Genomic DNA, 13,359 nt, shown 5'->3' with positions numbered 1-13,359 from the left:
ATTTTAACATTAAAGGTGCAATATCAGCCTTGCTTTGTTTGATATCTGGCCAACTAAAACTTTATATAGTTGAATAGCTTAGTCTTAATTCGCTGTGTATAGATGGCAAAAAACAGTGTTTTAGCTGAAAATTGTGTTCAATATCTGTACAATAATGTTTCGTTTCAATCAGAGAGGTAATCCGATGTTAGCAGGCTTGTGGCCTTTTGGACTGGTAGTTCTGGCAGTTTTTTTTAGTGCGTATTTCTATGTAGAGGCAACCAAGGCTGGTATGAAGCGGGTTAACTGGGCGTTAGCCGGGGCAGTAATGGGGCCTATGCTAATCCCATTGTTTACTATGCATCGGTATATCCTGATGAAGCGGGATAGCGGATATAATAATGTCTGGATGCAGGCTTAAGAGCTCAAAGGGATATCTATCCCCTTGAGCCAAAATCTTAATATGTGATGATACCACATTCACAAGTCCCAGGCTTTTTGCCTTGCAATTCCTGAGTAGTTTGAGCCACTGGCTTTTCCAACGGACGGGCGCTTTCCTGAGTATCGGCTGTTACAGGCGTGCTGGTCGATAATACTAGTGCAACTGCGTATGCTTTTAACATGTGTTATTCCTTTTTTATGAAAAGTATCGTTGTTTGGATATTATTATTTGAACTAACAAACCGTCAGGACATGCTGGCCGGTTACTCTTAATATATAGCGATACTCGTGCCAACTTTTTTACTATTATTTTTGGGCTTTTTGAACGGGTTTAGTCAAAAAAATGACGTTTTAGTGTGATTTTTTACTGAGCTTTACGATGGGGGAGCGTCAAAAAATAGACTTTAGTTGTAGTGATGGTTTTTTGACATGCTTTTTTACTGTTAACGCCTGAATCTGCTACGGATACGGCAATGGCCGTCTGACCAGACTATGCCGCTGTGCCGGCAAACTGATGCCGACACCGGAATATAAGTAGGAAGGTGCGAGTCTAAATGATAGAAAATTAAGGTTAGTGCGAGCTGTGCTTGTTAATCAGCTGATGCAGCTTCTGGTTTTCAAGTAACAGCTGCTCAAAACGGTCTGCACTTAGCGGGCGGCTATACAGGTAACCCTGCAACATTTCACAGTCATAACGACGTAAAATCGCCAGCTGCTCTTCTTCTTCCACTCCTTCAGCAACCACCTTTAAGCCCAGGTTATGGGCAATCTGGATAATCGCCGCGGCCATGTGCCGGTCTACATTGCTTTTGGCAATATCATCAATAAATGCTTTATCGATTTTAAGCGTGTTGAGCGGGAAGCGCTTTAGGTAGGCCAGTGAAGAATAGCCGGTCCCAAAGTCATCCAGCGCCAGGTGAATGCCTTTTTCTCTCAACCGTTCCATCATTCTCAGGCCTTCTTCAGGATTTTCCATCAGCGTGCCTTCTGTCAGTTCGCACTCCAGGTGGAGCGGTGACAGGCCGACTTCGGTCAGAATTTTGGTAATGCGATCATCAAGATCTGACAGTTCAAACTGTTTGGCTGACAGGTTTACGGCGACCCGGCCACTGAATATTCCCTGGCTGACCCAGCGCTTGGTATCAATAAGGGCTTTACGCAGCACCTGTTCGCCAATTTCAATGATTTGACCGGTCTGCTCCGCCAGGGGAATAAACTGCCCCGGGCTGACAATGCCCTTACTGGGATGCTCAAAGCGTACCAGCGCTTCCATACTAACCAGGCGACCGGAGTTAATATCTACCTTGGGCTGATAATAGACACTGAACAAATCATCTTTAATACCTTGTCTGATCAGGTTTTCAATCTGCAGCTGGCGCACCGCATTCTGGTTCATCTCACCACTGAAAAATTTGTAGCTGTTGCCACCGTTGTTCTTGGCAAAATACATGGCAGTGTCGGCATTTTTCAGCATTTCCTGGGGCGTTGTACCATCGTCAGGGTAAAAAGCGATTCCAATACTGGCGCCCAGCACAAATTCCTGTTTGTTGATGATAAATGGCCGGGCCAGAATATCCAGCAGTCCCTGAGCAAAGTGGGTAATCAGGTGGATATCAGATTTATCCTCCAGCAACACACTGAACTCGTCGCCACCCAGTCTATAGCAGGTGGCCGTTTTTCCGGTCATTCGCTGTATACGCTTGGCAATTTGTTTTATCAGTACGTCGCCAGTTTGATGGCCCAGGGAATCATTAATCTTTTTAAAGTTATCCATGTCCAGGCAGAGCAGGGCATGACTCTCGCCGCGGCGCACCAGATTGGCATGACTGGCCTGAAAAAACGATCGGTTAGGGAGGTCTGTCAGCGGGTCGGTATTGGCCAGCTTAAGCAATTCTTTTTCAGTGCTCTTGCGGGACGTGATATCAGAAAATACGCCTACAAAATGACTGATTTTTCCGTCATCATCATGCACAGCATCGATATTAAGCTCAATTTCAAACTTGTCTCCATTGACCCTGACAGACTCCACCTCGCCAAACCAGTTACCTTTAACTTTAAGGGTTTTCTTAATCTCCTCAGTGAAAGGTTCTGGATACTGATGGAAAAACAGGTAGCTGGCCAGTGCCTGCTCGCGGGTTTCGCCGGTATAACGGCAATAAGCATTATTAACAGAAATAAATTTGAAGTTCGTGTTAGTAATGAACACCCCTTCAGAGATGTTCTCAATCGAGCGTTTAAACAGGTTGAGCTGTTCTTCGGCTTCTTTCAGATGATGGATATCCTTCAGGGTACCGGTCATTCGCACTGGCTGACCGTTATGGTCCCTGGAAACCACCTTGCCGCGATCCAGAACCCAAATCCACCGGTTGCTAAATGTTTTAGCCCGGTAGGCCTGTTCATAAAACTCAGACTGACCTTCAAGATGAGCTTTAAGCGACTGTTGCACCCGCAACAGGTCATTAGGATGGATGTTGGCATCATACGCGCTGGTAGTGCGAATATTATCCTGTGGAAAATCCAGCGTGCCCCAGGTGTTGGAGCGAAAAACCTGGCCGCGGTACACATCCCAGTCCCATAATTCGTCGCCACTGCTCCACAGAGTCAGTTTCAGCCGCTCCTCAGACTCTTTAATGGCCAGCTGATTTTGTTTGCGCACTTGATACTGGCGCAGAATAAACAGCATGATACAACTGGCAATAACGGCATACAAAACTAGTGCGGGAGTTTGAAGCCAGGGGGGGCGTTCTATTGTAATCTTCAATATTGCTGGGTCAGACCATAGCTTACCAGACTCTCTTGCTTGTACCTCAAACTCATAATTACCAAAACTAATGTTATTAAATTGAGCAACTCTGTTGATATCAGATAGGAGCCAGTTTGAGTCATAGCCAACAAGTTTATATCGATACTCCGTTAAATCAGGAGTAGATGGATTTACGAGGAGAAATGAAAAGCTAAACCGTGACTCAAAATGATTAAGTGTGATTGAAGCCCCTTTTCTCAGAATCTTTTCTTTAGGAAACACCTGATCTTTATCGTTGTTTCCGAATATTTTCATAGAATTTATTACAGGAGTAGCAGTTTTTTTTGTATCATCTTTTAAAGACTCAACATAGTCACGAGTGATAACGTTAAACCCCAAATTCCCACCGAAGATCAAGCTATGGTTTTTAGTATGTAGAGATGCCCCTTCATTAAAGTTATTATTTTCCAGTAAAATTCCAGGAAGTGTCTTCTTGACTTCAAAGTCAATCAGATCGAAAGCATAAATTTCCTTAGTGGTAGCAATCCATAAAGTATTTTCAAACCCTTCAGCAGCAAGAGATGAGGTGATATTTCCCGCTATCTCTTTTTGTTCTTTAATCTGAAAAGTGCTTCCGTTTATATGAGTTATTTTATTGTCTAGACTAACAACCCAAATCGATCCTCTCCATTTGTAGACTTTTGATATATTTGATAAAGGAAGTTTGTCATTTACTGAATATTCAAGAGAAAATTTATTTTCTAGCGTATTGTAAATTAGTACTCTTTCCTTACTTGAAATCCAAAGTTTGTTTTCAGAAAGGTAGACCGGTTTGTAATATCCTTTACTTAACTCTGGTTGATGATGACAATGCACAAGGCTTTCTTTACTAAAATTTCTTTTCAGAGCAAGAATCCTGATTTCACATATCTCGGATTTTTGATTATTAACAATCCAAATCTTATCATCATTTTTTAAAAAGCTATCTATGAAAAAATTATCGAGTATGCTTGTCTCGAATTTGAGCCCTGAAGAAACTTGGCTGTAAGCTTTTACTCCAGATGAAGTGGCAAGCCAGAAGTTTTGGTTTTTATCAATTGCTAAATCCCAAATAGTAAATTCTTCGTCTTGCAAAAAGTAATCTGTTTTATTTTTACTTTTGTCAAATAATCCTAAGCCATTAGACTGTGTGGCAATCCAAATGTCCCCATTTTTATCTTCATCAATGCCCCATATTGTTGTTCCATTTTTATTTTCGCTGAACTCTTCTTGATTCTTATATAGGTTAAAATGTTTGTCTGAACTGTTAAATAAAAAAAGGCCCTGATAGCTTCCTATCCAAAGTTTCCCTGTAGAGTCCAATAAACTAGAAAGAAGGAAGTCTTCTTTTATTCCAGATAAGTTAGACTTGTCAGCGTCAAACGAGATTACAGCTTTGTTTTTTGCATCGATTAATGCCAAACCTTGGCTAGTGCCAACTAATACGGTATCTATAAAGTGAGTTGAAAAGAAAGTTCTTGGCTTAATTTCATAATCTTTAAATATATCAATTACATCCTTTGTAATAACATACGAACCTTTATCTGTTGAGACCCAAGGTTCTGAATTGATAAAGTCTATTTTTTTTATACTGTGGTCAGGGAGGATTTTTTTTATTGATTGGTTTAAAGTGTTTATGATGTACAGGCCTTGGTTCTTCGAGCCAATATATAGTTTTTCGCCTTCCTCATTAATTGTGGAAGTTTCCAAAATTTCGTCTGGGAGCCTTAGCTTTTCTATGATTTTACTAGTGCTAACATCAATACGAATTATATTTTTGGGTGAGGCAGCTAGGATATTACCTTGAGTGTCTCGAGTAACAGCCAAAACTTTCATATCAATATTTGGAGATACTTCAAAATCATCTGTCTCGTAGCGATATCGTACGAGTCCTTCGCTTGTAGCAATCCATAAATTACCAGCTGCATCTGTAGCTAGGCCATTAATAATATCACTCGGCAAAGAATGCTCGGAGTCGTGGGAGGGGGTGTACTGTTTGATGTCGTAACCGGAATAGCGGTTTAGCCCGCTTAATGTGGCTATCCAGATATACCCGTCTTTGTCTTCGGCAATATCCAGAATCGTCAGATCCGATAAGCCGTCCTGAAGGGTTAATTCCTTAAAATGAATGTCTGTAATAGAGACTGCCTGACTAATGCCGGAGAAAGCGCTACTGCATACAAACAATACAAATAAAAAAAAGCGAACAATGGTTGAGCGCACCAATACACCTTTGTGGCTTGTTAAGCCTTATCATTATTAGTTAATTATATCGGTAGAATCTTGTCATACCTGAGTACCAATATGCCTAATAAGTATCCGCTTAACAAGGTATTTTTACCTGCATAATAAAGTGCAGAACAAAATTTAAACAAGGTGGCAACGGACACTTAACAGTAAGTTTGTACTTACACTCAGTGCCCGGGGGTAAGCTCTTTAAATGCGGTGATGTCGTCTACGCGTAGCCCTGAGGGGAACGTGGCGTCATCAAATTTACCCTGGGCAAATAAAACCAGCTCACCGAACAGTTCACGGTTAGCAAGCTTATCGGCATAGGCGCTGATTTGGTCGAACTCGAGGTTTTCAATCATCGCGGCCAATCGCAGATTACGGTCAAAATGATAATCCTCGGTACCCAGACTGATCCACAGACGCTGGGATTTCATGGATAGAGATAAATCTTTGTCTTCAAGTTGCTTTAACAAGTTCTGACGAATGTTGTTCCAGTAAACCTGATAAAAGTCGATGTCTTTTAGCTGTTCAAACAAAAACCGGGTGATTTCATCCAGCAACTGTTCCGGCGAATGTGTGGGGCTTTGCACGTAAAATGACATACCCGGGTGCTGGTTATGCGGCACATAGCCTGTGCCCACTACATAGCCTAATTGTTTTTGAGTGCGTAACGCATTAAAAAACGGGGCCGATAGCATCTGTTCGAGCACCATGCACATAATCGTGTCGTGATCACTGTTAGAAGGCGCCTGAAGGTAAAGCACCACAGCGGCGTCTTCATGCTCACTGGGCACCTGATGCACCAGAGTTTTACCGGTCGGTAATAAAGACACCTGCCGACTTAGCGGGGAGGACACTGCATTTGGAGCCTGTTGTTCAATCTGCCGGGCAAATGCTGTTGCTTCTTGTGGCGACCAGTTACCATGCATCAAGGTTTCCAGATAAAATTCTGCCAGTGCAGCATCGGCATAGGTCAGCATATCCTCGTAGGTGCACTGTTCAACCGCCTTTATCAGGTCGACAGGCGCCTGGGTATTACGCTGTATCAGCACACTGAGGCGGGAAAACAGCCGGTTGGTGGGTTTATTCAGTAAGGCATTCTGCAGGTTCTGTAGTTGCATCGCTTTACGCATTTCAAACTGCTCTTGCGACGGCCTGATAGTCTGAATGGCTTCAAACAGCTGGGTTGCCAGCAACATTTGCTGGTTGGTAAAGCCGCGGGTATGCAGGCTAAAACCAGCCTGATGTCCGTACAGGCGATAGTGCAGCCCGGCAATCTCGGCCCGGTAATATTTTGCCTGTAGCTCATCGTTCAGACACGCCAGCCATATACGTTTTGCCCCGACCGCAGGCAGTGAGTCAGTAAAGCCCCGGGTATCAAATGAAAAATAAATATCCCCTTTGGGGCTGGCAAAGTCATGATCCTGAGCAAACCAGCAATTGAGCCCGGCTTTAGCGATCAGGTTTTGCGGTTTACTGTAAGCCGGAACCTGCATGGTTAGTTCATACTCACTACCAAGATAAGGATTGGGAGGCGGTAAAAACATGCCTTCAATAGGCTCGGCTTGTGCAACAGAATCAAGAAACTCGGTATCAAACGGGGTGATGCTATAATGTGCGTCGTAATGCTTGCATTGACGGTCAACCGGAAGTCCGGGCGCGATAGTTTTTACCCGGATAGCGTGCGCCGAAAAATGGGCCAGCGATGCTTGCAAAACAGCTTTATCAAAACCGTTATCGCTGACGCGCAAAAACGGAATTTCATCAAAATCATACAGAAACAGATGTTGTGCATATTCACAAGCCAGAGGCAGCAGCTTAGGGGTTTCTTCAAACTGAAAAGCCAGGTCATTCAACCGGGACTTTTCATGATACCGCCAGGGCTCTTCCAGGGATTGTTCCAGCAACTTTAAATAGGCAAACAGAGCATACAGAATATGCTCACGGTGATTCAGACCCTCGCGGGTCAGCTGAAAACTAATATTGAAGTCTTTGTAATCGTCACCCTCTATACCACTGCCGGCAATCAGGTTAGTCACCCAGTTATGTGCTTTCAAAAACGCCAGTAAGGAGCCTTCTCCCTCATCGCCAAGCAGGTGACTGAAATAATTCAGTGGCTTGACCCGGTAATCATTATGCAATCCGGGCAAAGGGAAGGTCACAATCATCCGGCGGGCAGACTGTAAGGGCACAATATTAATCTGTACGCCTTTTTGTTCATCAAGGTACATGGCGGGCCAGTCGGCTGTTGCCTGCTGCCCTTGCTCAACACTACCAAACCCTTTTTCAACCAGTTGTCTGACATCATCAATCGGGTTAGCGGTAAAAATACACATGGTCATATTCGCCGCGCAGTAATATTGCTGATGAAAGCCGGCCAGCATGCCACGCAGCGCTTCATCGCCAATCGCGTTAAATATCTGGGCGTTACCTACCGAAAATTTGGCAAACGGATGCGCTGGATTACAGGTTTCTTTGTGAATCTGATACAAGCGGCGCAGATCATCTTTGCGCTTAAAATGAAACTCAGCATCAATCGACTGAATTTCCTTTACCAGTGCCTGTTTATTAAGCAAAGGCCGCCGGAGCATGTCAGCAAAGGCAGGTAGCAGGGTAGATAAAGCCTCTCCCGGGCACTGAAAATGATAATTGGCGTACTCGGCGGCGGTCCAGGCGTTAATCGCACCGCCGTGCCGTTCTACCAAATCGTTGATGCTATTGGGCTTGGGCAGGTGCTGACTGCCAAGAAATAAGGCATGCTCAAGTAAATGAGCCAGCCCCTGACAATTTTCAGGATCATAAAAATGACCGGCTTTCACCGACATAGAAACAAAGCTGGTTGTCCCCTCAGTGGGGCAAAGCATGACCTTCAGGCCATTGGGAAGGGTCAGGTATGTGGCGTCGAAAAAATTTAATGTAGTCAAAATGCTCTCATAGTTAGTGAACGACCGGATACGGCTTTACTGCATTTTTAATAGGAATCGACACATCCACAAATTCCCTTGATTAAACATTAGTATGAGTCGCCTGATATTTCTATATTATCACTGGGCTATAAATCCTTGTTCTGCTATCGTTTAGTTAGCAGTATCTCATATTATTAGTAATGTTATGTCAGGTCAAAACAGCGATTCTATTTTATTATTTGTCATGCGCCACGGAGAGGCAGAGGCCGCGAGACGGGATGATAAGTCGCGAAAACTGACTGAGTTCGGTCGGTCGCAAGCCATTGCCTCTTCCACATGGCTACACAAATACAGCCGGGAAGGATCGATTGATATGGCATTGGTTTCGCCATATCAGCGAACCCGTCAGACATTTGACATGATGACGCAGTCCCACAAGTTCGGTGATGTGGAAGTGTGCGACGACATTGTGCCAGATGGCGATATTCATCTGGCTCATGATTACGTTGATGCGCTGCTCGGCCATTCCAGAAATAAGCCGCGGCCCATTAAAAGTGTGCTGCTGGTCAGCCATATGCCGTTTGTCAGTTATCTGATGGATGAACTGTGCCAGAACCAGCTCACCCCCTTGTTTGCTACCGGTTCGGTGGCAGTTATCGACTATTCATTAGATAACCATAAAGGCACGCTGCTGGAGCATTATCAGGGGCGCTAGCCAGCGTCCCGGCTACTATTAAATCTGTACAATTCAATTCCCCTCCCTGAATGTATTTTTCCTTTTTGCCGCTTTTCACTTAAGAACATCACTGTCTGACCGATATATAAGGTTAGATAAATGGTGTCGAACAACGTCCGGTTGGTCGATCGTGATGAGTACTGGTGAGATGACAACAAAATCCATTCCTGACATTCTCAGGCAATCGCTGGAAAGTCATATGGCTGAAGCGGACCTACGCGATGATGATGAGCTTAAAGAGTTATTAGGCAAACTCAATACGTTATCAGGTAAGGTGGCTGCGGCAAAAGCTCAGGTCATGGCCCGCCGCAGCGATAAAAAGCGCTGATTATTCGGCGGACGCTTCCCGTTCGGCCTGAAAGAATTCAGGCATGATCCGCACGGTTTTAATCATATTTTCAGAAATATCAACAATTTCAATCGGATAACCTGCCAGTCGCACGCTAACCTTGTGCTCTGGAATCTCTTCAAGATACTCAAGTAACAGGCCGTTGAGTGTTTTAGGTCCCTCAATAGGCAGGTTCCAGTCCATCTCTTTATTCAAATCACGAATATTGGCACTGCCATCTACCAGCACGCTGCCGTCCTGTTGCAAGTGGGCTTCTTTACTGTGATCCGGCACCATACTGGTGGTGAAGTCTCCGATAATCTCTTCCAGAATATCTTCCAGCGTCACCAGCCCCATAATATCGCCGTATTCGTCGACCACCAGCGCAATACGCTCTTTTTCGGTCTGGAATTTATACATCAGGGTATGCAGCGGTGTAGATTCTGGGGTGTAGTAAATTTCACGTACCGCTCGCAGCAGACTGCTTTTGGTAAACTGATCCTTGGACAACAGGCGCAAGGCATCACGTACGTGCACAAACCCAACTGCATCGTCCACGCTGTCACGGTACAGCAGTACCCGGGTATGCTGTGAACTGGTCAGTTGTCTCTGAATTTTTTTCCAGTCATCGTTGATGTCGATGGCAAAAATTTCAGCTCTGGGCACCATAATATCTTCTGCTGTTACGCTTTCCAGATCCAAAATGCTGACCAGCATATCCTGGTGCTTTTTGGGGATCATAGCGCCGGCTTCATACACTACGGTCCGCAACTCCTCCCGGCTAAGGCTATCATCGCTGCCATTGGTAGGGTTAATACGAAGCAGATACAAAATACTGTTAGTGATACTGTTGATCAGCGCCACAAACGGGTACATCACGGTGAGTAGCGGCAACAGAATTAACGAACTGGGGAACGCAATTTTTTCCGGGTACAGCGCAGCCAGGGTCTTGGGCGTGACTTCGGCAAAAATCAGCAGAACCAGGGTCAGGCCAAAGGTGGTGGCAAAAAAGCCCCAGTAATCCCCGAATAGACGGGTACAGATGATAGTGGCAATGGATGAGGCTGCAATATTCACCAGGTTGTTGCCGATCAGAATCAGACCAATCAGGCGGTCGGGTCGATCGAGTAAACGCTGTACCCGCTTGGCCGACTTGTTGCCCTCTTTTTGAAGGTGTTTCAGCCGGTAGCGGTTGATTGACATCATGCCAGTTTCAGAACTGGAGAAATACGCAGAAAATAAAATGAGCACGCCCAGTATAATGGATAGCGTGGCGGTAGATATGTCTTCCAACTATTGGTTTCCTGTACCTTGGTGACTGTTCAATGTAGTAATTCGTTCATGGCGTTGCAAGGGTTAATTATGGCCGGTTCACGCCGTATCCGGCCAAATCTGAGTCGGTTAGTATGCTACAGCAGAACTTCCCTGACAAAGCGGCTGCCAAAATAGGCAAGTGTTAATAATAGCACGCCGATGATGTTCAGCACGATCACCTGGCGGGCCTGCCAGCCACGTAATTTTTCGCCGGCCAGAATAAACAGGTAAAGCGCCAGGGCCATCAGTGAGAGCACGGTTTTGTGGGCGTACATCCGGCTGAACATATTTTCCAGAAAAACAAAACCACTAAGCTGGGCGATAATTAACAGCCCGGTGCCTAACTGGAGCAACCGGAACATCATGCCTTCCACCATCATTAGCGGCGGCAGTGAAGAGTGCAGTAAGGCTGAACCTTTTTGTTTGAGCCGATAGGTAATGTATGACATCTGCAAAGCATACAAAAAAGCAATCACCAGCGTACCGTAGGCAAATAATGATAAGGTGATATGCACAACCAGACCCGGATGCAGTTCAATGTGCATAATGTGAGCTACTGGAATCAGCCAGGAGGCCAGCACCGTCAGGGCTGAAAAAGCAAAAACTACCGGCAGTAGCATCAGGTTGGGCAATACGCTGGCTGAGACCAGCATGGCACAGGTAATTAACCAGGATACCAGTGACAGCACATTGGTAATGCTCATATTCTGACCCGGTGCCAGCACAATGGCGTTGGTCAGAAAGCCAATATGAGCCAGCGCAGCCAGGGCGGCAATAATCAGTGGCAGCGATTGGCTAACCCCTTGCTGAGGGTGTAAAAAACGCCGCATCATTAATGTGGCAGCAAGAAAATATAAGCCGACGGCTGGTACAGCCAAAAGCGAGGTCATCCACGTTCCTAATAACATCAGCCTGATTCCGGGTAACAGGCAATTTTTATGATTTGTATTACCCTGTTACGATAACACAATTGCCGGTATTGATACTGCAACTGAGGGGGAAATTCAACCTCAGTCATGGATTTTGCCAGGTTTGTCACCAATTACTGGTAAATCAGGTCCATCTGGTGGTACGTTCGCTGCACGATTTTCGTTATACTGTGCAGTATTAATCTAAGAGACAGAAGATTCCTTTGTATGTTTGAGAATTTATCAGAGCGCCTCGGCCAGACGCTGAAAAATGTAAGTGGTCGCGGGCGCCTAACCGAAGACAATATCAAAGACACCCTGCGCGAAGTGCGCATGGCGCTGCTGGAGGCCGATGTTGCGCTGCCGGTTGTTAAAGATTTTGTCGCTCAGGTCAAAGCCCGGGCAGTTGGTACAGAAGTTACAAAAAGCCTGAAACCTGGCCAGGTCTTTATCAAAATTGTTCAGTCAGAACTTGAAGCGGTCATGGGGGAAGCCAATGAAAAGCTGAACCTGGCAACTCAGCCGCCGGCTGTGGTGCTGATGGCCGGCTTGCAGGGGGCCGGTAAAACCACCAGTGTGGGGAAACTGGCAAAATACCTGACCGAACGTGAAAAGAAAAAAGTCATGGTGGTCAGTGCGGATATTTATCGCCCGGCGGCGATTAAACAGCTGGAAACTCTGGCTAATGAAGTGAATGTGGGCTTTCACCCATCCACTGTACTGCAAAAGCCGGTTGATATTGTCAATGATGCCATCGATGCGGCGAAAAAGCAGTTTTACGATGTACTGCTGGTCGATACCGCCGGACGGTTGCATGTCGATACTGACATGATGGAAGAAATTCAGGCGCTGCACGCTGCGGTGAAGCCGGTAGAAACCCTGTTTGTGGTCGATGCCATGACCGGTCAGGATGCGGCTAACACCGCGAAGGCATTTAATGATGCGTTGCCGCTGACTGGCGTGATTCTGACCAAAGCCGATGGTGATGCCCGGGGCGGGGCGGCGTTGTCTGTACGCCAGATTACCGGCAAGCCAATCAAGTTTCTGGGGATGGGTGAAAAAGTCGATGCTCTGGAACCCTTCCACCCTGAGCGAGTGGCTTCGCGTATTCTGGGGATGGGCGATGTATTAAGCCTGATCGAAGAAGTTGAGCGCAAGGTTGATAAAGACAAAGCCCAGCAACTGGCTAAAAAAGTTCAGAAAGGCAAAGGGTTTGATCTGCAGGACTTTAAAGATCAGCTTGAGCAGATGAAAAACATGGGCGGCATGATGGGCATGCTGGACAAACTACCCGGCATGGGCAGTATGTCTGATAAAATAAAAGATCAGGCAAACGATAAGCAGTTTAACCAGATGGAAGCCATCATCAACTCTATGACACCGGGAGAGCGAGCGCGGCCGGAAATCATTAAAGGCTCACGCAAACGCCGTATTGCAGCGGGGTCCGGAACCCAGATTCAGGATGTGAATCGTTTGCTTAAGCAGTTCACCCAAATGCAGAAGATGATGAAAAAGATGTCTGGCGGCGGCATGAAGAAAATGATGCGTCAGATGAAAGGCATGATGCCACCGGGAGGTCAGGGTGGCCCTGGTGGTATGGGCGGCGGCATGGGAGGTATGTTCCCGCCACGCAAATAGTGTAAATCACATACTTTCAAAGCCCCGCCATTCGGTGGGGCTTTTTATTAACTATTGTTAATCTTTGTTTTGCATCTGTTAATCCAACCGGCGAG

Annotated in this window: 9 protein-coding genes; 4 read left to right on the top strand and 5 right to left on the bottom strand. The window is 45.7% G+C overall.

Annotation, left to right across the window (positions count from 1 at the left end):
* Positions 1 to 184: 184 nt before the first annotated feature.
* Complete coding sequence (locus EZV72_RS12815; RefSeq protein WP_137167601.1) at positions 185 to 400, top strand: hypothetical protein; 216 nt, start codon at positions 185 to 187, stop codon at positions 398 to 400.
* A 37-nt stretch (positions 401 to 437) separates the two neighbouring features.
* On the opposite strand, the gene EZV72_RS18465 is transcribed toward EZV72_RS12815, so the two are convergent.
* The 3 genes from EZV72_RS18465 to EZV72_RS12805 form a co-directional block, all read right to left on the bottom strand.
* The gene (locus tag EZV72_RS18465) at positions 438 to 602 is read right to left on the bottom strand and encodes a hypothetical protein (RefSeq protein ID WP_175405010.1); all 165 of its coding nucleotides are present in this window, start codon (positions 600 to 602) and stop codon (positions 438 to 440) included.
* Positions 603 to 991: 389 nt separating this feature from the next.
* On the bottom strand, positions 992 to 5,425 hold the full coding sequence (locus EZV72_RS12810) for an EAL domain-containing protein (protein WP_137167600.1): 4,434 nt from the start codon (positions 5,423 to 5,425) through the stop codon (positions 992 to 994).
* 191 nt (positions 5,426 to 5,616) lie between these two features.
* Positions 5,617 to 8,358, bottom strand: a complete 2,742-nt coding sequence (locus EZV72_RS12805; RefSeq protein ID WP_232364416.1) for an insulinase family protein — start codon at positions 8,356 to 8,358, stop codon at positions 5,617 to 5,619.
* Between the two features lie 187 nt (positions 8,359 to 8,545).
* Here EZV72_RS12805 and sixA point away from each other — a divergent pair, with 187 nt between their 5' ends.
* Together sixA and EZV72_RS12795 are read left to right on the top strand one after the other, a co-directional pair.
* Positions 8,546 to 9,055: a phosphohistidine phosphatase SixA gene (gene sixA / locus EZV72_RS12800; RefSeq protein ID WP_137167599.1), complete on the top strand. Its 510-nt coding sequence runs from the start codon at positions 8,546 to 8,548 to the stop codon at positions 9,053 to 9,055.
* 169 nt (positions 9,056 to 9,224) lie between these two features.
* On the top strand, positions 9,225 to 9,404 hold the full coding sequence (locus EZV72_RS12795; RefSeq protein ID WP_137167598.1) for a hypothetical protein: 180 nt from the start codon (positions 9,225 to 9,227) through the stop codon (positions 9,402 to 9,404).
* Here EZV72_RS12795 and EZV72_RS12790 read toward each other — a convergent pair whose 3' ends face one another.
* Together EZV72_RS12790 and EZV72_RS12785 are read right to left on the bottom strand one after the other, a co-directional pair.
* Positions 9,405 to 10,697, bottom strand: a complete 1,293-nt coding sequence (locus EZV72_RS12790) for an HlyC/CorC family transporter (RefSeq protein WP_137167597.1) — start codon at positions 10,695 to 10,697, stop codon at positions 9,405 to 9,407.
* Positions 10,698 to 10,813: 116 nt separating this feature from the next.
* On the bottom strand, positions 10,814 to 11,608 hold the full coding sequence (locus EZV72_RS12785; RefSeq protein ID WP_137167596.1) for a cytochrome C assembly family protein: 795 nt from the start codon (positions 11,606 to 11,608) through the stop codon (positions 10,814 to 10,816).
* Positions 11,609 to 11,854: 246 nt separating this feature from the next.
* On the opposite strand from EZV72_RS12785, the gene ffh reads away from it, so the two are divergent.
* Complete coding sequence (gene ffh, locus EZV72_RS12780) at positions 11,855 to 13,264, top strand: signal recognition particle protein (RefSeq protein ID WP_137167595.1); 1,410 nt, start codon at positions 11,855 to 11,857, stop codon at positions 13,262 to 13,264.
* Positions 13,265 to 13,359 lie beyond the last annotated feature (95 nt).

Source organism: Salinimonas lutimaris (assembly GCF_005222225.1).
Classification (GTDB): domain Bacteria; phylum Pseudomonadota; class Gammaproteobacteria; order Enterobacterales; family Alteromonadaceae; genus Alteromonas; species Alteromonas lutimaris.
The sequence above is the reverse complement of the archived record's forward strand: the minus strand, read 5'-3'. Positions and strand labels throughout refer to the sequence as shown.

What these genes read in the sequence shown, in the direction of transcription:
- EZV72_RS12815 (WP_137167601.1), top strand. Translation starts at nt 185, where the DNA reads ATGTTAGCAGGCTTGTGGCCTTTTGGACTGGTAGTTCTGGCAGTTTTT.
- ffh (WP_137167595.1), top strand. Translation starts at nt 11,855, where the DNA reads ATGTTTGAGAATTTATCAGAGCGCCTCGGCCAGACGCTGAAAAATGTA.
- EZV72_RS18465 (WP_175405010.1), bottom strand. Translation starts at nt 602, where the DNA reads ATGTTAAAAGCATACGCAGTTGCACTAGTATTATCGACCAGCACGCCT.
- sixA (WP_137167599.1), top strand. Translation starts at nt 8,546, where the DNA reads ATGTCAGGTCAAAACAGCGATTCTATTTTATTATTTGTCATGCGCCAC.
- EZV72_RS12795 (WP_137167598.1), top strand. Translation starts at nt 9,225, where the DNA reads ATGACAACAAAATCCATTCCTGACATTCTCAGGCAATCGCTGGAAAGT.
- EZV72_RS12785 (WP_137167596.1), bottom strand. Translation starts at nt 11,608, where the DNA reads ATGACCTCGCTTTTGGCTGTACCAGCCGTCGGCTTATATTTTCTTGCT.